Source organism: Bradyrhizobium sp. USDA 4452 (genome assembly GCF_054063575.1).
In genome coordinates, this window is the sequence record NZ_JBSSGK010000001.1 from 4,826,142 (window position 1) to 4,846,070 (window position 19,929).

At 64.1% G+C, this 19,929-nt stretch carries 18 protein-coding genes; 7 read left to right on the forward strand and 11 right to left on the reverse strand.

Annotated elements, in window-relative coordinates:
- Positions 1 to 216: 216 nt before the first annotated feature.
- The 4 genes from ACVISU_RS23145 to rpmB all read right to left on the reverse strand — a co-directional run bounded on the left by ACVISU_RS23145 (position 217) and on the right by rpmB (position 4,175).
- Positions 217 to 1,422, reverse strand: coding sequence for an ABC transporter substrate-binding protein (locus tag ACVISU_RS23145; protein WP_456708419.1), 1,206 nt, complete (start codon positions 1,420 to 1,422; stop codon positions 217 to 219).
- A 364-nt stretch (positions 1,423 to 1,786) separates the two neighbouring features.
- Positions 1,787 to 2,014, reverse strand: a complete 228-nt coding sequence (locus tag ACVISU_RS23150; RefSeq protein WP_050403760.1) for a hypothetical protein — start codon at positions 2,012 to 2,014, stop codon at positions 1,787 to 1,789.
- Positions 2,015 to 3,317: 1,303 nt separating this feature from the next.
- The gene (locus ACVISU_RS23155; protein ID WP_456708420.1) at positions 3,318 to 3,590 is read right to left on the reverse strand and encodes a hypothetical protein; all 273 of its coding nucleotides are present in this window, start codon (positions 3,588 to 3,590) and stop codon (positions 3,318 to 3,320) included.
- A 276-nt stretch (positions 3,591 to 3,866) separates the two neighbouring features.
- A complete protein-coding gene (rpmB, locus tag ACVISU_RS23160; protein WP_050423898.1) occupies positions 3,867 to 4,175 on the reverse strand; it encodes a 50S ribosomal protein L28 in 309 nt (102 codons plus the stop codon).
- Positions 4,176 to 4,529: 354 nt separating this feature from the next.
- Here rpmB and ACVISU_RS23165 point away from each other — a divergent pair, with 354 nt between their 5' ends.
- From ACVISU_RS23165 to ACVISU_RS23195, 7 genes are all read left to right on the forward strand, one after another.
- Positions 4,530 to 5,360: a DUF3108 domain-containing protein gene (locus ACVISU_RS23165; protein WP_456710880.1), complete on the forward strand. Its 831-nt coding sequence runs from the start codon at positions 4,530 to 4,532 to the stop codon at positions 5,358 to 5,360.
- Positions 5,361 to 6,035: 675 nt separating this feature from the next.
- Positions 6,036 to 9,566 carry a helicase-related protein gene (locus ACVISU_RS23170; RefSeq protein ID WP_456708421.1) on the forward strand — a complete coding sequence of 1,177 codons (3,531 nt, stop codon included), beginning with the start codon at positions 6,036 to 6,038 and terminating at the stop codon, positions 9,564 to 9,566.
- A 32-nt stretch (positions 9,567 to 9,598) separates the two neighbouring features.
- The gene (locus ACVISU_RS23175) at positions 9,599 to 9,883 is read left to right on the forward strand and encodes an RNA-binding S4 domain-containing protein (protein WP_456708422.1); all 285 of its coding nucleotides are present in this window, start codon (positions 9,599 to 9,601) and stop codon (positions 9,881 to 9,883) included.
- Positions 9,884 to 10,100: 217 nt separating this feature from the next.
- Positions 10,101 to 10,439: a ferredoxin FdxA gene (gene fdxA / locus ACVISU_RS23180; RefSeq protein ID WP_016844914.1), complete on the forward strand. Its 339-nt coding sequence runs from the start codon at positions 10,101 to 10,103 to the stop codon at positions 10,437 to 10,439.
- A gap of 428 nt (positions 10,440 to 10,867) precedes the next feature.
- Positions 10,868 to 11,674 carry a CarD family transcriptional regulator gene (locus tag ACVISU_RS23185; protein WP_456708423.1) on the forward strand — a complete coding sequence of 269 codons (807 nt, stop codon included), beginning with the start codon at positions 10,868 to 10,870 and terminating at the stop codon, positions 11,672 to 11,674.
- A 121-nt stretch (positions 11,675 to 11,795) separates the two neighbouring features.
- On the forward strand, positions 11,796 to 12,500 hold the full coding sequence (locus ACVISU_RS23190; RefSeq protein ID WP_456708424.1) for a hypothetical protein: 705 nt from the start codon (positions 11,796 to 11,798) through the stop codon (positions 12,498 to 12,500).
- Between the two features lie 98 nt (positions 12,501 to 12,598).
- Complete coding sequence (locus tag ACVISU_RS23195; protein WP_157113272.1) at positions 12,599 to 12,796, forward strand: hypothetical protein; 198 nt, start codon at positions 12,599 to 12,601, stop codon at positions 12,794 to 12,796.
- An 84-nt stretch (positions 12,797 to 12,880) separates the two neighbouring features.
- Here the strand turns inward: ACVISU_RS23195 and ACVISU_RS23200 are convergent, their stop codons facing one another.
- The 7 genes from ACVISU_RS23200 to cyoA are packed head-to-tail and all read right to left on the reverse strand — an operon-like array spanning position 12,881 to position 19,801.
- On the reverse strand, positions 12,881 to 13,417 hold the full coding sequence (locus tag ACVISU_RS23200; protein ID WP_456708425.1) for a response regulator transcription factor: 537 nt from the start codon (positions 13,415 to 13,417) through the stop codon (positions 12,881 to 12,883).
- Entirely contained in the window at positions 13,407 to 14,735 is a 1,329-nt protein-coding gene (locus ACVISU_RS23205) for an ATP-binding protein (protein ID WP_456710881.1), read from the reverse strand. Before ACVISU_RS23205 ends, ACVISU_RS23200 begins: the two co-directional genes overlap by 11 nt.
- A 28-nt stretch (positions 14,736 to 14,763) precedes the next feature.
- On the reverse strand, positions 14,764 to 15,552 hold the full coding sequence (locus ACVISU_RS23210) for an SURF1 family protein (protein ID WP_456710882.1): 789 nt from the start codon (positions 15,550 to 15,552) through the stop codon (positions 14,764 to 14,766).
- 44 nt (positions 15,553 to 15,596) lie between these two features.
- Entirely contained in the window at positions 15,597 to 15,998 is a 402-nt protein-coding gene (cyoD, locus tag ACVISU_RS23215) for a cytochrome o ubiquinol oxidase subunit IV (protein WP_050403769.1), read from the reverse strand.
- Entirely contained in the window at positions 15,995 to 16,624 is a 630-nt protein-coding gene (gene cyoC / locus ACVISU_RS23220) for a cytochrome o ubiquinol oxidase subunit III (RefSeq protein WP_456708426.1), read from the reverse strand. Before cyoC ends, cyoD begins: the two co-directional genes overlap by 4 nt.
- Complete coding sequence (gene cyoB / locus ACVISU_RS23225) at positions 16,621 to 18,624, reverse strand: cytochrome o ubiquinol oxidase subunit I (RefSeq protein WP_456708427.1); 2,004 nt, start codon at positions 18,622 to 18,624, stop codon at positions 16,621 to 16,623. Before cyoB ends, cyoC begins: the two co-directional genes overlap by 4 nt.
- Positions 18,625 to 18,634: 10 nt before the next feature.
- A complete protein-coding gene (gene cyoA / locus ACVISU_RS23230) occupies positions 18,635 to 19,801 on the reverse strand; it encodes a ubiquinol oxidase subunit II (protein WP_456708428.1) in 1,167 nt (388 codons plus the stop codon).
- Positions 19,802 to 19,929: the final 128 nt, after the last annotated feature.

Here is a 19,929-nt window from a genome sequence, read left to right on the forward strand (position 1 = left end):
TCGGGCAACTCAGGGGTACATTTCCAATATTCCGAAATCAGGCAGGCGCTCGCTCGCTCCACGGGGCATATACGCACGTCTGTGACCGACGTTTCCACGTCGCGCCGGCAGTTGTTGACGAAGGCAGTCCAACCTCCTCGTCGTCCCGGCCCCCATGCGCAATTGCACACCAGGCCGGGACGACGGTGGGGATGGAGTTGCGTTCAACAACGCCCCTCAATCATTCCCGATGGTGTCGCCGAACAGCTGCCAGGTCTCGCCGTTGAACTTCTGCAGCCGCATCGCCTCGACCGGGAAATAATCGGTCGGCGAGGTCTTCACCTTAATGCCGGGCAGCAACATCGGCAGTGCGATGTCGAGATTGGCGGCCTGCTTCATGATGTTCTCATGGGTGAGGTCGTCGCCGCATTGCTTCAACACCTGCACCGTCGCCTCCGCCACCACGTAGCCGTAGACGATCAGCTGGTCCTGCAGATTGCCCTCCGGGAAGTACGTCTTCATGAAATCCTTCCAGGCGATCACGTCCGGGTCCGCCTTCCACTGCGGATCGTTCGGATCCTTCAGCGAGTAGGACGAGATGATGTCCCTGGAGTATTCGAAGCCGGCCGGCTTCAGCACCGAGGACACCGAGGTCGAGGTCGCCGCGAGGAAGAACAGGTCGGGCTTCCAGCCGATTTCGCCGATCTTCTTGATCGCCTGCGCCGCCTGCTTGGGGATCGCATGCATGAACAGCACGTTGGCGCCGGAGGCCTTCAGCTTCACGATCTGGCTGTCGACCGTCGGATCCGTCGATTCATAGGTCGTCTCCGCCACCACCATCTTCGCGGTGTTCTCCGGCCCCAGCCCCTTCTTGAAGCCGTTGCCGTAATCCTTGCCGGCGTCGTCGTTCTGGTAGAACAGCGAGATCCTGGCGTCGGGCTTTTGGGTCAGCACATATTTGGCGTAGACCGCGGTCTCGGCCTGGTACGACGGCTGGAAGCCGATCGACCACGGATAATGCTGATAGTCGCCCCACAGCGTGGCGCCGGCGCCGACGAACAGCTGCGGCACCTTCTTGTCGTTGAGATATTTGCGCACGGCAAGCCCGGTCGGCGTGCCCAGCGGATTGAGGATCGCGGCGACCTCCTCCTGCTCCACCAGCTTGCGGGTCTGCTCCACCGTCTTCGGCGGCGAGTAGCCGTCGTCGAGCGTGATCAGATTGATCTTGCGCCCGTTCACGCCGCCCTGGTCGTTGATCATCCTGAAGTAGGCGGCCTGCGTCTTCGCGATCACGCTGTAGGCCGACGCCGCGCCGGAGAATGGCGAGGTCTGCCCGAGCTTGATCTCGGTGTCGCTCGCGCCCGTGCCGTACTTCTTCTCGGCGGCATGCCCCTGTGTCGCCAGCGCAAGCGCGGTCGCGACCGTGATGGCCTTCCAGATCATCGTGAGCCTCCCTGTGCGTTTTTTGTTGTTCGCGGGGGCTAAGCTTACGTGAGGTATGGAGAGGCAGGCTTGCGGCGAGACGCCGGGGCAGGAATGCGAAAATGCGGCGGGACGAATGGCTGGGGTAATTCAGGCCGCCAGGATCAACGAGTGTGCGATGGCCTGCCGCGAAGTGGAATGATTATCAAAATCTCTCCCCGCATTCGGGCGCCTCTCACCTCGCCCCGCTTGCGGGGAGAGGTCGGATCGCATGGAGCGTAGCGCAATGCGATCCGGGTGAGGGGGTACAGGTCTATCAGCGACCTATCGTGTGGAGAGATGTCCCTCTCCCCGCGAGCGCGGGGTGAGAGAGAACTCCTGCCCTTTACCGATACCGCACGCTGCCGGTCGTGACCGGATCGGTCGGCAGCACGGTGGCGCCGGCTCTGCTGGCGGCGGCGGAGGTGATCATGCCGGGCTCGGCCGCGGCCTGCACATCGCGGGGCGGGGTGAATTCGAGGATGACGAGGACTGCCGTGGCCAGCACCGCCACGGCGGCGGTTGCGATCGCGGGCACCAGTCTTCCGCGCGTATCGGCTGCGCGAACTTGCATTGATCAATTCCTTTATCGGGGTCGTTCTTTGGACGTGATGTAGGAACGGCCAGGCTTCTTCCCAAGAGTGCGGCGCACATGCCTCACAATCAGTTGTACCGGCCGTGACGTCCGTCACGGTGTTCGAGCCGTGCGGCGTCGGCCACATCGAATCGCAGTCGTGTCGGACGGCTTGTTTGCACACCATGAGTTGGATGAGATCGTGGCGTTTTGCATGCGCCTCATGCGCTCGTGATGATGCGCAGTGATGTTGTGATTAACGGCCGCCTTCGCTAAGGCTTCGGCGCGCCAAGCCGCTTTTGCCTTTACTTATAGGGTTTCTATGTTGGTCGAGGCGCGTGCGTTAAGCGTCTCTTCACGCACGAACAGCGCATCGTCATGGATTCGCGCTGCGGCGAAGCGATGACACCGCTGTCATTGGCAGCAACTGTCAGCGGGTCCGCTGCAGCCTTCGCGGACGCCGTCATTGCGAGGAGCGAAGCGACGACTTGTCCGCCGAAGCCTTCGCGAAGGCGGAAACAATCCATCTCTTGATGCGACACGAAGGATGATTTTTCTGCGCGCCCAGTCGCATAAAGAAAATCCGCCTCACCATCGCGCTGTGCGCCGGTCAGATGGATTCACCTGTCAGCAGCAGGAGAGGGTGTGCGCTCGCATTCTCGCGGCGCGACCGACCTGAGCCTTCCGGCAGGCGCAGGGAACGCCGGGAGCCGTCGCGTATCCATGGGTCCATAGGTACGACCGGGCGATCCCAAATCACGTCGCCAATGGAGCCGGAGCGAAGCGGCTAGCACAACTAAAGTTGAGTCCTCCCCCAGTCAATTCGCTGGGGACGGCTGGCGAAATTCGCAGGCGCGAAAGAAACGGAATTTGCAAGTCCTAATTGCATCAAATACGGTGATCGCATTGCCGTAATTTTGGCGGTGCGCGCACCGAGCATGGAATGATCACCTCAGAACAATACTATTGGTGGAGCATCGCTCTCGAGTTGAAGTTGCGCCGGAGTAGTGGCGACGCCTTTCAAGACTTCTTCTCTTCAACTATGCATGCGGCGCACGGCTCGGACTTTGTTCGGGTGCGCCCCTTTGGAGCATTAGGCGACAAGGGGTGCGACGGCTATCTGCAATCCACCGGGAAAGTCTTCGCTTGCTACGGTGCCGTGAATGCCGCGCCTGACAAAGTGCAGTACCTCACAAAGAAAATGGGAGAAGACTTCACCAAAGCCCTTACCGCTCTAACTTCGATCATGAAGGAATGGCACATGGTGCACAACTTGGTGGATGGGCTTCCAACGGATGCGATCCTAAAGCTCGAGGAGCTCAAGGCTGCGAATGGGAAACATGGCTTTGGCTTCATAGGTCTCGAAAGCATTGCTGCCACCATATTTGCTTTGCCTGTGGCGAAGATCGACTCGTTGTTGGGGATGGCTGCGAACGCGCAAGATGCCCAAGGCCTTCAGGCGGCGGAATTGCGCGATTTGATAACGGCGGTCGCGCTCGCCACTGACGAGCAGCCCCTTGACGTCTCGGTAATGCTCGGCCAAGTTGTTGGAACTGTCGCTGAGCTGCGACCACAAGTGACTATTGCAGAAACCAATGCACATAAGTTGCGTGACCAGCTTTCAAGTTTCCAAGTTCTCGATTCCTACAGAGACCTGTCGCAACGAGCCGCGCGTGCGAAGACCGAAATGCAGTCCGTTGGACGCGAGGCAGTATCGCTGCAAGAGACGATACAACACCTGGAGCAGGCTCTCGATGCCGAGATGCCGCCATTCGCTGCGCCCAAAACAAAACCGGCCGGGTCATCGACCCGGCCGTTTTCTCTTCCAGCGAATTCCGCTCTCGCGTCTCGCTCAGCTCGCCTTCTTCACCGGGGCCGGCTTGCCGACCTTCTTCTCGATGGCGCGCTTCAGTTCGAGGGCGCGGGGCGAGAGCACGTCGGCCTTGGCCTTGAGCAGGTAGGCGTCGAGGCCGCCATTGTGGTCGACGCTCTTCAGCGCATTGGTCGAGACGCGCAGGCGCACGTTGCGGCCGAGCGCGTCCGAGATGAAGGTCACGTTGGCCAGGTTCGGCAGGAAGCGCCGCTTGGTCTTGATGTTGGAGTGGCTCACCTTGTGGCCCGTCTGGGGGCCCTTGGCCGTCAGTTCGCAGCGCCGGGACATCTTACAAAATCCTTATTGCATCCCCGCCTCTCTGCCAGGCGTGCAGTCACACGGCCCGCGCGGGGGTTTTGAATTCGCGTCCATTTTCCAGGAACCGCGGGTGTATAGGGGCAGATCACCCGAGCGTCAAGATTATATCGCCCCATGGCGGTATCGGAGAATGCCGGTTCATAAGCGCTACCAGCCACTTAACGGCTGAAATGGCAACCATATAAAGGGCGTATTCGGCTGCAAGTCTTGGTTCCATAAGAGATGCGCACGTTGTCCGGCCGAATTGAACGACCAGATGGACAGCGAACAGAGCGCCGATAGCAGGACCGTCAGGTAGGTTAAGTGACGACCGCCATTGCCCTTTTGCCCCCGCTCGGCCGGCTCGTCGGCCTGTGCGCCGGTGCTGTTTTGCTGTTTTGCGCCGAGCGCGCCAGCGCGCAGGGGCGGCTCGACGCCCAGTATGAGGCGACGCTGGCCGGTATCCCGGTCGGCAAGGGCTCCTGGACCATCGAAATCGGCGACGACAGCTTCTCGGCCGCCGCCCAGGGCGGCACCGCGGGCCTCTTGAAGGCGTTTTCCGGCGGCACCGGCTCGGGCGCCTCGCAGGGCCGCGTCGTCAACGGTGCGCTGGTCGCCGCCGCCTACACCGCGACCACCACCACCTCGAAGAAGTCGGAGACGATCCGGATGGTGCTTGCCAATGGCGGCATCAAGGACTCCGCGATCGAGCCGGAGCCGCCGGTCGATGCCGACCGCCTGCCGGTGACGGATCCGCAGAAGAAGAACGTGTTCGATCCGATGACCGGCTCGTTCCTGCGCGCGCCCGGCAATGCCGAATTGATGAGCCCCGATGTCTGCCGCACCAGTGCCGGCATCTTCGACGGCCGCATGCGCTACGACCTCAAGCTCGATTTCAAGCGGGTCGAGATCGTCAAGGCCGAGCGCGGCTATCACGGCCCCGCGCTGGTCTGCGCGCTCTATTTCGTGCCGATCTCGGGCTACATCCCGGATCGCCCCGTGATCAAATACCTCGCCGCCCAGCGCAACATCGAGATCGCCTTCGTGCCGATCGCCGGCACCCGCCTCTTGGTGCCGTTCCGCATGACGATCCCGACCCCGCTCGGCCAGGCCATGCTGGAGGCCACCTCGTTCGTCACCACAGCCGCGCCGCCGCGCGTGGCGAAGACGCAGTAGTCTCCTCACCTTCTCCCCTTGTGGGAGAAGGTGGCGCGGATGCAATCCGCGCCGGATGAGGGGTCTCTATCCGCGGAGACAGACCCCTCACCCGGCTTCGATGCTACCGCATCGTATCCACCCTCTCCCACAAGGGGAGAGGGTACCCTTGAGCCACTGCGCGGCCTCCTCAGGGGTGCAGTTCATCGACTGTCCCGGATTGCGCTTCGCTCCATCCGGGCTACGAGGCACCGGGGCATGCAACAAACGTCACCGGAATCCAGTTGACTCTTGCCTGCTTCTGATTCGACTCGGCTACCCCTGGAATTTAAGGAATTCAGTCCGCATATCCTGTGCTTGTGGAGCCCGTTCAAACTTGATCTAGTGCCGCCGCCATCAGCCCGCCCGAGATGTTGCGGTGAACGTTTCAGGCCCGGAATGGAGTCAGCGATTCGGCCGCGATTCGTTCCGGACTCGTTCTGAAGCTTAAGTCGGGCGCAGAAAGCGTCGCATTGTGAGACAGATTCGCCTCAGATGATGCCCATGATCGATCAGTTTCCGGATTTCCGCGTCATTGCGAGGAGCGCAGCGACGAAGCAATCCATGGTCGCCGCAAGTGGTCCGAATGGATTGCTTCGCTTCGCTCGCAATGACGGCTGACAGCGCCGCATCGATCAAAAGAAACACCTGCAAAAAATGGTTTTCTCAACTTCGTTCGGAAATGACCGCGTGCCCGGCGCAGGCGTCACTGCGGTGCTGGGGCCGACCAACACCGGCAAGACGCATCTTGCGATCGAGCGCATGCTTGCGCATTCGTCGGGGCTCATTGGCCTGCCGCTGCGGCTCTTGGCGCGCGAGGTCTACAACAAGATCGCCGACCGCGCCGGCGTCGACAACGTCGCGCTGATCACCGGCGAGGAGAAGATCAAGCCGAAGGCGCCGCGCTTCTGGGTCTCGACCGTGGAGGCGATGCCGCGCGATCTCGACGTGTCGTTTCTCGCGGTCGACGAGATCCAGATCGCCGCCGATCTCGAGCGCGGGCATGTCTTCACCGATCGCATCCTCAACCGCCGCGGCCGCGACGAGACGCTGCTGCTGGGCGCTGCGACGATGCGGCCGATGATCGAACGGCTGCTGCCGGGCGCCTCGATCGTCACGCGGCCACGGCTGTCGCAGCTCGAATTCGCCGGCGACCGCAAGATCACGCGGCAGCCGCGCCGCACGGCAATCGTCGCGTTCTCGGCCGATGAAGTTTACGCGATCGCAGAGCTGATCCGCCGCCAGCATGGCGGCGCGGCCGTGGTGCTGGGCTCGCTCTCGCCCCGCACGCGCAATGCGCAGGTTGCGATGTTTCAGAACGGCGACGTCGATTATCTCGTCGCCACCGATGCGGTCGGGATGGGGCTCAATCTCGATGTCGATCATGTCGCCTTTGCCTCCGACCGCAAATATGACGGCTACCAGTTCCGCCGGCTGACGCCGGCCGAATTCGCGCAGATCGCGGGCCGCGCCGGGCGCGCCACGCGCAACGGCACTTTCGGCACCACCGGCCGCTGCGCACCGTTCGAGCCGGAGCTCGTCAATGCGCTGCAGAACCACACCTTCGACAGCGTCAAGATGCTGCAATGGCGCAATGCCAGGCTGGACTTCTCCTCGCTCGGCGCGTTGCAGGTGTCGCTGGCGCTGACGCCCAATCATGAGGCACTGACGCGGGCCCCGGTGGCGGAGGACCTTCGGGTGCTCGAACATGTCGCACGCGACGCCGAGGTGCGCGAATGGGCGCATGGGGCCAAGGCGGTGGAGCGGCTGTGGGAGGCCTGCCAGGTTCCGGACTACCGAAAGCTGTCGCCGGCCGCCCATGCCGAACTCGTGACCACGCTGTATGGCTTCCTGATGCAAAAGGGGCGTATCCCTGACGCATGGTTTGCCGCCCAGGTCGACCAGGCCAACCGGACCGACGGCGATATCGACACGCTATCGGGCCGGATCGCGCAGATCCGGACCTGGACCTTCGTTGCCAACCGGCCCGACTGGCTTTACGACCCGGACCACTGGCAGGGGATCACGCGCGATCTCGAAAATAAATTATCCGATGCGCTGCATGAACGGCTCACGGAGCGTTTCGTTGACAGGCGGACCAGTGTATTGATGCGCCGCCTGCGGGAGAACTCAGTTTTGAATACGGAAATTGGCAAGACCGGTGAAGTGATCGTGGAAGGCCACGTGATCGGCCGGCTCGATGGTTTCACCTTCGCACCCGATGCGGCCGAGGCCGGCAGCGACGCCAAGGCGCTGCAAGCCGCTGCCCAGCAGGTGCTGGCGCGCGAGATCGATACCCGTGCCGAGAAACTGGGCGCCGCCCCCGACGAGCAGTTCGTGCTGACTTCCGACGGCACCATCCGCTGGACCGGCGATGCGGTCGCCAAGCTGGTGGCCGCCGACGACGCATTGCATCCGCGGCTGCGCATCATCTCCGACGAGCGGCTGACCGGCGCCTCGCGCGAGGCCGTGCAGACCCGGCTCGATCTCTGGCTCAAGACGCATATCGAAAAGCTGCTCGGGCCGCTGTTCGAACTGTCCAAGGCCGAGGATCTGCAGGGCATCGCCCGCGGCATCGCCTTCCAGCTGGTCGAGGCGCTCGGCGTGCTCGAGCGCAGCAAGATCGCGGCCGAGATGAAGGACCTCGACCAGCCCTCGCGCGCCGCGCTGCGCAAATACGGCGTGCGCTTCGGCGCCTACCACATCTATTTCCCGCAGCTCTTGAAGCCCGCGGCGCGCTCGCTGGCTTCGCTGCTGTGGGCCGAGAAGCAGAGCAATGTCGACATGGCCGCGCTGTCCAACGTGCAGCATCTGGCGAGTAGCGGCCGCACCTCGTTCCCGGTCGACAAGACGTTGCCGCGCGATGGCTATCGCGTGCTCGGCTATCGCCAGTGCGGCGAGCGCGCGGTGCGCGTCGACATTTTGGAGCGGCTCGCCGATCTGATCCGCCCCGCTCTGGCCTGGCGCGAGACCTCGCCGGGCGAGAAGCCCGCCGGTGCGTTCGACGGCCGCGGCTTTGTCGTGACGCAAGCGATGACCTCGCTGACCGGCTCGGCCGGTGAGGACTTTGCCTCGATCCTGCGCGCGCTCGGCTACCGCATGGACCGCCGTCCGCCGCTGCCGCCGAAGCCGGTCGAGGCTGCGCCGGTCGAGACAACCGAGACGGTCGCCGCCGAGGCGGCGCCGGTCGAGGCGACGTCCGACGCCGCGGTGGACGCATCGGTCGATGCCGCCGCGGAGGTCGTGGCCGACGCGCCGGAGGCTGCCGCTGCGTCCGAGGGCGAAACCGCCGTCGAGCAGCCGGTGTCCGGCGATCCGGCACCGTCGGCCGCGCTGCTGCCCGATGTCGGCTTTGCCGAGGTGGTGCCAAGCGAAGCCACGCCTGTCGTGATCGAGACCCATCAGGATGCCATCGCCGAGCGCGCCGCGCCGGTCGATGAGCTCGCTGTTGCCGAAGCCCCGGCTGCCGAAGTTGCCGCCGAACCCGCGCCTGCCGTGGAAGCCGCGGCGGAGACGCCGCCTGAGGCTGCTGAGACACCGTCACAGCACGCCGCTGAGGCGCCTGCAGAGACCGCGAGCGCGGACGCCGCGCCCGCCGAGCCGGCCCCCGCCGCCGCGGAGACGCCGGCCGAGCCGCAAATGGTCGAAGTCTGGCGGCCCGGTGGCCGCTCCGACGAGCGCCGTCCGCATCATCGCGGCCACGACCGCAACCGCGGCCGTCATCAGGGCAAGCCCGCCGAGGGCGCGCAGGCCACCGAAGGCGGCGGCGAGGGCGACAACAAGCGCGAGCAGCATCGTCGTCCGCGCCGTCACCAGGATTTCCGTGCACCGCGCCCCGGCGCGCCCGCTGACGGCTCTGCTCCGGCCGCTGCCGCGCCGGCCGATGGCGCGCCGCGCGAGGACAAGGGCCAGCGCCGCGAGCGCTTCGAAGGTAAAGGCCGCGATCGCGACAATGAGCGTCGCCGCGACAACAAGTTCGGCGGTGGCGATCGCAAGGGCGATCGCGGCGATCGTGACCGCGGCGGCCGCGATTTCGGCAAGGGCGGCCGTGACAAGCGCGAGAGCGGCCCGTCGCATCGGCCCTACGCGTCGAGCGCGCCGCGCGAGCGCGACCGTCCGATCGATCCGAACTCGCCATTCGCCAAGCTCGCTGCCCTGAAGGAGCAGCTCGCCGGCCGGAAGGAATAATCCAACCCCTGATCCACCTCTTGGTTTGACGATTGGATCGACAGCGCCTCGACAAATGGCTGTGGCACGCACGGGTGGTGAAAGCCCGCACCAGCGCGGCTGAACTCGTCGCATCAGGTCATGTCCGCATCAACGGCACGCGCGAGAAATCGCCGGGCCATGGGGTGAAGGCAGGCGACGTCATCACCGTCGCGCTCGACAACAGCGTCCGCGTGCTGAAGGTCACCGGCTTCGCCGAGCGGCGCGGCGATGCCGGTTCGGCGCGCGTGCTGTATGAGGATTTGCAGGCCGGCAATTTGCAAGCCGGTAAGGAGTAGTTATTTAGCGCTTGCTATCTCAATAGAGCATGATCCGGACAAGTGGGTCCGGTTTTCCTCGCGACAAACGCATAGCGTTTGCCCGGGGATCATGCTCCCCATAAAACCGGTGGCAGGGGCGTGAGAATACTGGCGTTTTTCAGAGGCGGCTTCCCTTGCGGCCCCGGTATTCCTGCGCTACGCAACCCCAGAAAAATCGATCGTTCCGGAGTTTTGGATGACCTACGTCGTCACTGAAGCCTGCATCAAGTGCAAATACACCGACTGCGTCGAGGTCTGCCCCGTCGATTGCTTCTACGAGGGCGAGAACATGCTGGTCATCCATCCTGACGAATGCATCGATTGCGGCGTGTGCGAGCCGGAATGCCCGGCTGACGCCATCAAGCCGGACACCGAGCCGGGGCTGGAGAAGTGGCTCGAGGTCAACCGCGACTACGCCAAGAGCTGGCCGAATATCACCCAGAAGAAGGACTCGCCCGAGGACGCCAAGGAGTGGGAAGGCAAGGAAGGCAAGTTCGAGAAATATTTTTCTCCGAATCCGGGCAGCGGCGACTGATTCGCTGGCGTTTGCCATCAACCGTCAGACTACCCTGATAGGGGCGAGACTGGACCCGCGGCGGCCTCCGTTGGGCCGCCGATTTAACCCTAATGACGGACATATGACCTGAGGATGCCCTGTTATGCCCGGAATCGGGCGTAAATCATTGATTTTTGCGGAAAATGTGCTATATCTGACACATTACAGGCCAAGAACCCCCTGCCATGCGTACCTTGTGGCTTCGAGGTTCCCGCAACATCGAACAGGGGCGTGGCAGTTTCCGCGCGCAGGCTGTGTCACAGAAAACGCGTAAAAAGAGTGCTTCAAAGACGACGAAGAAAGCCGCTGTCGTTGCTCGCAGCGCAACCAAGGGCCGTGCCAAGGCGCCCGTGAAGGGGGCCAAGAAGGCGGCGGCTGCAAAGTCCTCAAAGAACAAAAGAAGCGTGATGCCAGAAAAGACTGCCAAGACTGCCGCGAAAGCGGCAGCTACGAAGCCCGCTGCTGCGAAGGTCGCCCCCAAGCCCGCCGTGACCAAGGCTGCTGCTGTTGCGCCGAAGCCGGCCGCCCCGAAGGCTGCCGTACCCGCCGCTGCTCCGAAGGCTGCCGCCAAGCCGGCCGCTCCGGCCCGTCCGGAAGAGAAGAAGGTCGTGACCCAGCGCCAGGGCTTCAAGGCCAATGAATTCGTCGTCTATCCCGCCCACGGCGTCGGCCAGATCCTGGCGATCGAGGAGCAGGAGATCGCGGGCGCCAAGCTCGAGCTGTTCGTGATCAATTTCATGAAGGACAAGATGACGCTGCGCGTCCCGACGGCGAAGGTCGCCAATGTCGGCATGCGCAAGCTGTCGGAGCCGGCGCTGGTCAAGAAGGCGCTGGAGACGCTGAAGGGCCGCGCCCGCGTCAAGCGCACCATGTGGTCGCGCCGCGCCCAGGAATACGAAGCGAAGATCAATTCGGGCGACATCGTCGCGATCGCCGAGGTGGTCCGCGACCTCTATCGTTCGGAATCGCAGCCCGAGCAGTCCTACTCTGAACGCCAGCTCTACGAAGCGGCGCTCGACCGTCTGTCGCGCGAAATCGCCGTCGTGCAGCACTCGACCGAGACCGAGGCGATCAAGGAGATCGAAGGCCAGCTCGCCAAGAGCCCGCGCCGCGGCGCCAAGGCGGAAGCCGAGGGTGAAGGCGAGGGCGATGCCGACGGCGAGGATGCCGACAGCGAAGGCGACGACACCTCGGTTGAGGACGAAGCCGCCTGAAAGGGTTCGACGGATTGAAACCAAAAGCCCGGTCGCAAGGCCGGGCTTTTTGTTGGCGCGCCGTGTCGCCCCGCACCGGGCGCGTGGCAAGAGGCAGGGATCCGCGAGCTGATGTCCCTCGATGGATCATGACACCTTGCCCGCGTGGGCTGGTTCCAGGTCATCCGCATGCCATCCGGACGAATCGCACTTCATTGCCGAATTCTCCCGAAACGGAACGGCGGTAACTTTCGCGCGTTCGCTCGGCATTGGAGGAGAGCGGACCATGGCATCAAAGGCAGTCATTTTCTTCGCGGGCGTTGGAACAACCTTCATCATGCTCGGTGCCGGGTTCGGTGGAGGACTGCTGATGGCAAACTCGGCGCTCAAGGATTCCGCCGGCGCCCAGACGCGCGTCGCTTCGACGGCAGCTGCGGAACCGGCACGCGTTGTCCTGCCATCTACTGCAGAAGCCGCGCCGGCACCGCAACCGGCCACCCAACGCGAGGCCGCCGCTGCGGAGGCAGCCGTGCAACCTCCGCCGCCACAGGTGCAAGCCGAGCCGGTGAAAGACGTGCAAGCGCCCGTCGAAAAACAGGCAGATGCAGTGGATGCGAAAAAATCCGAAACGGAAGAGAAGGCGCAGCGCAAGCGCTATGCTGAACGCAAGGCGAAGCGTATCGCGTCCGAGCAGGCGAGACGCCAGCAGCGGCGGATCGAGCAAGGCGATCAACGCCGTGAAGCACCGGTGCTCGTGGAGCAGGCAGAGCGCCGCGACGTGCCGATCATGGCGTCCGAAGATGACGCCCCCCGTCGTCCGTTTGTGAGCTTCTTCGGGGATGACTGAGCGCATCACTCGGTGAGGAGGTCGAGGAACAGTCCGCGTCCAGGATGCGTTGGTGTTGATCCAGAAGGTGCGTTCGTCCGATGGCTAGCGAAAACTCCATGGCATCCACCGTCAGCCCTGAACAACGCATAGAGCAGGCGTCGGAAGCGATCCGTCAGATGGCTGAGCACGCCGTATTCGAACCCTTGCCGCAACAGGATCGGTGGCTGCATCATTTGAGTGAGGCGACCAAGGCGGCGCCGCTGCAATCACTCGCCGTTGCCTTCTTGCTGGGGGTCTACCTGGCGCGACGGTAGCCTTCGGCGGCCGCTGGATTCGCGGACTGGCCGACCCCGGATTGCGCTTCGCTCCATCCGGCCTACGGGAGCCAACGGCTCTAGCTACTTCACCCGCTGCTTCTCGAGCTTCCTTGCCAGCGTGCGGCGGTGCATGCCGAGCCTTCGCGCGGCCTCGGAGATGTTGAACTCGGTCTCGATCAGGGTCTGGTGGATGCGCTCCCATTCCAGCGTCTTGATCGAGGTCGGCCGGGCGCCGACCTCGATGGCGGCGTTGCCTTGCGCCTTGAGGAACGCGGCCTCGATGTCGTCGGTGTTCGACGGCTTGGCGAGATAATGGCAGGCGCCGAGCTTGATCGCCTCCACCGCGGTCGCGATGCTGGCAAATCCGGTCAGCACCACGATCAGCATCTCGGGATCATGCGCATGCAGCGCTTCGACGCAGGCGAGGCCCGATGCGCCGCCGGCGAGCTTCAGGTCGACGACGGCATAGCCGGGCGATTGCTGCTCGAGCAGCTCGCGGACCTCGTCGAGCGAGGCCGACACCGCGACGCCGTAACCGCGGCGCTCGAACGAGCGCTTCAGCGTGCGGGCAAAGCCTGCATCGTCCTCGACGATCAGGAGCTGGCGTTCAACCGTCAAGAGGATCTCCGATCGCAAGCGTCGAGAGCGGCAGCTCGAGCCGGACCGCGGCACCGATGTCCGGCCGGTTGCGTGCCGTCACCACGCCCCCCAGCTTGCGCACCACATTGACCACCAGGAACAGGCCGAGGCCGCTGCCGGGACTGCCCTTGGTCGATTGATACGGCTTGCCGACATGCGCCAGCATTTCGCGCGAGAAGCCCGGGCCGCGATCGGTCACCGACAGCACGAGCTTGTCGGCATTGCGCTCGGCCATCAGCTCGATCCAGTCGCGCGAGACCTCGGCGGCATTGTCGAGCACGTTGAAGATCGCCTGCTTGAGCGCGACGTCGGATACGATCGCCAGATCCGTGCCGAAGGCGTTGCGGAAATACAGCGTGGCCGATGGCCGCGTCGTCCGCCATTCCTCCACCAGCGCAGTCAGGAACGCTGCGACCGTGGTCGGCGAGGAACCTTCGCCGCGGGCTTCGCCGGCCGACAGCAGGATGCCCGTGACGATCGATTTGCAGCGCTGCACCGAGATCTCCATCTCGCCGAGGTCTTGCGACAATTCGGGGTCGGAGGCGAGCGCGGGCATCCGGCGCCAGTCGCCCAGGATGACCGAGAGCGAGGCGAGCGGCGTGCCGAGCTCATGCGCGGCGCCGGAGGCCAAGAGGCCCATCTGGACGATGTGGTCCTGCTCGGCCGCCTGCTGGCGCAGTGCCGCGAGCCGGAGGTCGCGATCGCGCAGATTGCGGTTGATCCGCGTCATGAACACCACGAGCAGCACGGCGTCGAGCACGAGGCCGATGAAGGTGCCGGCGATATAGAGATTGAAGGCCTCGGCACCGCCCGGTTGCGGCAGTTCCAGCGGCCGATAGTAGCTGGTCAGCCAGGCGAAGTTCATGCAGACCAGCGCCACCAGCGACCAGGTCGAGGGTGCATCGAGCAGCACCGCGCCGAGCGTCACCTGCAGCAGGTAGAGCGAGGTGAAGGGATTGGTGGCGCCGCCGCTGAGATAGAGCAGCGCGGTCAGTGCCGCGACGTCGAGCGCCAGCGCGACCAGCAGCTCGCGGTTGTTGATGTCGGCGCGATAGCGCAGCCACAGCAGGCTGATGAGGTTGAGCGCCACGAGCCCTGAAATCACCGCGGCCATCGGCAGCAGCGGCAGCGCCACGCCCATCCAGAACTGCACGAAACCGATGGTGACGATCTGCCCGATCACTGCGATCCAGCGCAGCTGGACCAGCAAGGCCATGTTCTTGCGATTGGTCGCGATGTCGGCGGGCGCTGCGAGATCGAGCGGCATGCCGGCAGTCGCGCTCACGGCGGACGACATCACGGCCGTGCCGGTCGCGGTGTTTTCGTCATGCAGATCCGATATGCGCTCGAGCATCTGGGCCTGGGTCGCGAGATAGCTTGCGGGCTGCGCCGATCAGGCGGCGCACGGCGGCGCGCCTTGAACCCCACCTTGGCTCGGAGGCGCCGGCGCGGCCCCTGCCGCTGATGATGCGCAGGAGGGCGCCCGCCAGCATAAGGGCCAGTGCGAGCCATGTCAGCGCGTAAATCAGGTGGTTGTTCGGAAACCGCACGATCGTGAGCCCGCCGACGGGAATGCCGCCCGGATTGGGCGTCGCATCGGCGTCGACGAAGAAGGGGGCGACCTGCGACAACCCGTGCGTGGCGGCGATCGCCGCGACGTCGCGCGAATACCAGCGGCCCGCCACGGGGTCGTTGCTGCGCAGGAAGCCGCCCTTCGGCTCCGACATCCGCAACAGCCCGGTGACGCGGACCTCACCCTGCGGTTCGCCGTCGCGCCGCGTCGCGGGATCGCGCCGGTCGGGCGGAACAAAGCCGCGATTGACCAGGACCGTCGTTCCGTCGGCCAATTGCAGCGGGGTCAGCACCCAGAAGCCGGGACCCTCGGCCGTAACGGCCTGCACCAGCGTCTCGTCGGCATGCAGGAACGTGCCGAGCATGGTGACGCGTCGGTATTCGTCGCCCGCGGCCGTGACCGCCGGCCATGACGATGGGGGCGGCGGCGCGACCGGCGCCGCGTGCATGCGCTGCTCCACCCGCTCGATCAGCGCCAGCTTCCAGGTCCGGCGTTCGATCTGCCAGATACCAAGCGCGCTCAGCAGCACCACGCCCAGCATGCCGAGCGTGAGCAGCGCAAGCGATGGTCTGGCAGGCCGCACCGTCACGGCATCTGGCTCATGTCGTGGATCGGCATCATGTTGATGTTGAGGTGATGCATGACCCAGAGTGAGCCGGTCAGCGCGATCACCACCATGACCACGGTGAAGATCATCGCCATCATGGTCCAGCCGTTCTCGGACCGCGTGTTCATGTGCAGGAAGTAGATCATGTGCACGACGATCTGCACTGCGGCCAGCACCAGCACGATCAGCGCGGTGACCTGCTTGTCGGCGATGGCGCCGGTCATCACCAGCCAGAACGGAATGGCGGTGAGGACGACCGAGAGGCCGAAGCCGATCAGATAGCTCTTCAGCGAGCCGTGAGCGGCGCCACCGTGATCGTCATGGTCGTGTCCGGCATTGGCTTCGAGGGTATGAGCTTCGGCGTGAGCTTTTGTTGTCATCGCAGCATTCCCAGGAGGTAGACGAAGGTGAAGACGCCGATCCAGACCACGTCGAGGAAGTGCCAGAACATCGAAAGGCACATCAGCCGGCGCCGGTTGGCCGTGGTGAGGCCGAAGCGCGCGGTCTGCACCATCAGCGTCACCAGCCAGACTAGGCCGAAGGTGACGTGCAGGCCGTGGGTGCCGACCAGCGTGAAGAACGACGACAGGAAGGCGCTGCGCTGCGGCGTGGCGCCTTCATGGATCATGTGGGCGAATTCGGTGAGCTCGATGCCGAGGAAGGCGAGGCCGAACAGCCCGGTGATCGCGAGCCAGAGCTGGGTCTGGCCGATCCTGGACTTCTCCATCGTCAGCATGGCGAAGCCATAGGTGATCGAGGAGAGCAGCAGCATCGTGGTGTTGAGCGCGACCAGCTTGAGGTCGAACAGGTCCTTCGGCGACGGGCCCGCGGCATAGCTGCCGCCGAGCACGCCATAGGTCGCAAACAGCATCGCGAAGATGAGGCAGTCGCTCATCAGGTAGATCCAGAAGCCCAGCATGGTGCTGGCGCCTTCCGGATGATCGTGCTCGTCGATGACGTGGAAGACCGGCTCGGAGTCCTGTGTGGTTATTATAGCAACGCTCATGACTGGGCTCCCGCGGTAAGAACGCGTGTCCGCGCGTCTTCCGTCCGCACCACCTCATCCGCCGGGATGTGGAAGTCGCGGTGATAGTTGAAGGTGTGGCCGATCGCGACAGCGAGCAGCGCAAGGAAGCTGACGGCGGCGAGCCACCAGATGTACCAGATCAGCGCGAAGCCCATCACCGTCGCGAAGCCGGCGAGGATGATGCCGGTGCCGGTGTTGGACGGCATATGGATCGGCTTGAAGCCGGTCAGCGGGCGCCTGTAGCCGCGTCGCTTCATGTCCCACCAGGCGTCGTTGTCGTAGACGACCGGTGTAAAGGCGAAGTTGTAGTCCGGCGGCGGCGAGGAAGTCGCCCATTCCAGCGTGCGCCCGTCCCAGGGATCGCCGGTGGCGTCCTTTAGCTGCTCGCGGCGCAGGATGCTGACCGCGAACTGTACCAGCATCGCGCCGATGCCGAGCAGGATCAGGAAGGCGCCGAAGGCCGCGATGACGAACCAGATCTGCAGGGACGGATCGTCGAACACGCGGAGCCGTCTCGTCACGCCCATCAGCCCGAGCACGTAGAGCGGCATGAAGGCGAAGTAGAAACCCGAGACCCAGAACCAGAACGACAGCTTGCCCCAGAACGGATCGAGCCTGAAGCCGAACGCCTTCGGGAACCAGTAGTTGATGCCGGCGAACAGGCCGAACAGCACCCCGCCGATGATCACGTTGTGGAAATGCGCGATCAGGAACAGGCTGTTATGCAGCACGAAATCGGCCGGCGGCACCGCGAGCAGGACGCCGGTCATGCCGCCGATCACGAAGGTCAGCATGAACGCCACCGTCCACATCATCGGCAGCTCGAAGCGGATCCGGCCGCGATACATCGTGAACAGCCAGTTGAACATCTTCGCGCCCGTCGGGATCGAGATGATCATGGTGGTGATGCCGAAGAACGAGTTGACGCTGGCGCCGGAGCCCATCGTGAAGAAATGATGCAGCCAGACCAGATAGGACAGGATGGTGATGACGACGGTGGCGTAGACCATCGAGGTGTAGCCGAACAGCCGCTTGCCGGAGAACGTCGCGGTCACCTCCGAGAAGATGCCGAACGCCGGCAGCACCAGGATGTAGACCTCGGGGTGCCCCCAGATCCAGATCAGGTTCACGTACATCATCGGGTTGCCGCCGAAGTCGTTCGTGAAGAAGTTGGTGCCGACGTAGCGGTCGAGCGACAGCAGCGCCAGCACCGCGGTCAGAACCGGGAAGGAGGCGACGATCAGGACGTTGGTGCAGAGCGAGGTCCAGGTGAAGACCGGCATCTTCATCATCGTCATGCCCGGCGCGCGCAGCTTGACGATGGTGCAGACCAGGTTGATGCCCGATAGCGTCGTGCCGACGCCAGCGACCTGTAGTCCCCATATGTAATAGTCGACGCCAACGTCAGGACTGTAGCCGATGTTGGACAGCGGCGGGTAGGCGAGCCAGCCGGTGCGGGCGAATTCGCCGATGAACAGCGACATCATCACCAGCACGGCGCCGCCGACCGTCATCCAGAAGCTGAAATTGTTGAGGAAGGGGAAGGAGACGTCGCGGGCGCCGATCTGCAGCGGCACCACATAGTTCATCAGGCCGGTGACCAGCGGCATCGCCACGAAGAAGATCATGATCACGCCGTGCGCGGTGAAGATCTGGTCGTAGTGATGGGCCGGGAGGTAGCCGTCGGAGCCGCCGAAGGCGATCGCCTGCTGCAGGCGCATCATCAGCGCATCCGCGAAGCCGCGCAGCAGCATCACGATGCCGAGGATCATGTACATGATGCCGATGCGCTTGTGGTCGACGGTGGTGAACCACTCGCGCCACAGATACGTCCACAGCCGGAAGTAGGTGACGAGGGCGAACAGCGCGAGCCCACCGGTCGCGACCACCGCGAAGGTGCCGACCAGGATCGGCTCATGGATCGGCAGCGCGTCCAGATTGAGACGGCCGAAGATCATCTTGATGAGATCGGGATTCATGCGGCGCTCCTTAGGAGTCTGATTTCGGGCGCTGGCCGAGCAGCAAGGATGTCGATGACGGATGGGCGGGAGAGAACGGCGGGCGCTTCAGCCCGACGCCGCGCAGCGGCGTCAGGTCGAGCGGCGCCAGAACGTCGCGCGACGGCGCGTCCTTGATCTCGTCCATCGAGCAGATGCCGGCGACGAAGGTCGGCTCGGCTCCCAGCGGCGCGCCGCGGCGGGCGTATTTGTCGTAAGTGAGCGGCAGGGTGTTGTTGAGGCCTTCGCGGCCGAGGCCGCCCTTGGCGTCGATCGCCATCATCTCGCTCATGCACATCTTGCCGGGCTCGACGCACATGTTGAGGATCGCCTTGTAGAGATCGCGATCGACCGAGCGATAGAGCCGCACCGGATCGTTCTCGCTCGGACGCTCGAGCTGCAGATAATCGGTACGGCCGAGCATGTTGCCGCTGGCCCTGGCGGTGCCGATCCACTTGTCGAAATCGGCGCTCGAGAGGCTCTTGAACTCGAAATGCATGCCGGAGAAGCCGGCGCCGCTGTAATTGGCGGAGAAGCCGCGATAGGTGCCTGCCGTGTTAGCCACCGCGTGCAGTTTGGTCTCCATGCCGGGCATGGCGTAGATCTGGCCGGCCAGCGCAGGGATGTAGAACGAGTTCATCACGGAAGAGGCCGTGATGCGGAAGCGGATCGGGCGGTCGACGGGTGCTGCGAGCTCGTTGACGGCGGCGACGCCGTAATCCGGGTAGATGAACAGCCACTTCCAGTCGAGCGCGACCACCTCGACATTGAGCGCGGCGTCCTTGCTCTCGATCGGCTTGTCGGCGGCGATGCGGCCCAGCGAGCGGTAGGGATCGAGCAGATGGGTGCCCATCCAGGTCAGCGCGCCCAGGCAGATGATGATCAGAAGCGGCGCCGACCAGATCACCAGCTCGAGCTGGGTCGAATGATCCCACTCCGGCTCGTAGGGGGCTGCGGTGTTGGACTGGCGGTAGCGCCAGGCGAAGAACACGGTCAGCGCCATCACCGGAAGCACGATGATCAGCATCAGGATGGTCGAGATCACGACGAGGTCGCGCTGCTGCACGGCGACGTCGCCGGCAGGGGCCAGGACGACGAAATCGCACCCGCCAAGGAGCGCCGCGAACGGCAATAAGGCCAACAATTTCAAGGCGCGCACGGCTCACCTCACTTGAATTTTATGAGTTCCGCCAAGGGGTAGCTGCGATGCAGCAAAGTTGACATTGGACAATTTGTCCAATGTTGCACTGCGGGATAGAAGCGCAGAAGGTGAGGTGGACCGCGAGG

Coding starts and splice junctions, on each gene's coding strand:
- ACVISU_RS23195 (WP_157113272.1), top strand. CDS start 12,599: ATGGCATCCACCGTCAGCCCTGAACAACGCATAGAGCAGGCGTCGGAA.
- rpmB (WP_050423898.1), bottom strand. CDS start 4,175: ATGTCCCGGCGCTGCGAACTGACGGCCAAGGGCCCCCAGACGGGCCAC.
- ACVISU_RS23150 (WP_050403760.1), bottom strand. CDS start 2,014: ATGCAAGTTCGCGCAGCCGATACGCGCGGAAGACTGGTGCCCGCGATC.
- cyoB (WP_456708427.1), bottom strand. CDS start 18,624: ATGAATCCCGATCTCATCAAGATGATCTTCGGCCGTCTCAATCTGGAC.
- ACVISU_RS23205 (WP_456710881.1), bottom strand. CDS start 14,735: ATGTCGTCCGCCGTGAGCGCGACTGCCGGCATGCCGCTCGATCTCGCA.
- cyoC (WP_456708426.1), bottom strand. CDS start 16,624: ATGAGCGTTGCTATAATAACCACACAGGACTCCGAGCCGGTCTTCCAC.
- fdxA (WP_016844914.1), top strand. CDS start 10,101: ATGACCTACGTCGTCACTGAAGCCTGCATCAAGTGCAAATACACCGAC.
- ACVISU_RS23210 (WP_456710882.1), bottom strand. CDS start 15,552: ATGCTGGGCGTGGTGCTGCTGAGCGCGCTTGGTATCTGGCAGATCGAA.
- ACVISU_RS23170 (WP_456708421.1), top strand. CDS start 6,036: ATGGTTTTCTCAACTTCGTTCGGAAATGACCGCGTGCCCGGCGCAGGC.
- ACVISU_RS23190 (WP_456708424.1), top strand. CDS start 11,796: ATGGATCATGACACCTTGCCCGCGTGGGCTGGTTCCAGGTCATCCGCA.
- ACVISU_RS23145 (WP_456708419.1), bottom strand. CDS start 1,422: ATGATCTGGAAGGCCATCACGGTCGCGACCGCGCTTGCGCTGGCGACA.
- cyoD (WP_050403769.1), bottom strand. CDS start 15,998: ATGACAACAAAAGCTCACGCCGAAGCTCATACCCTCGAAGCCAATGCC.
- ACVISU_RS23185 (WP_456708423.1), top strand. CDS start 10,868: ATGCCAGAAAAGACTGCCAAGACTGCCGCGAAAGCGGCAGCTACGAAG.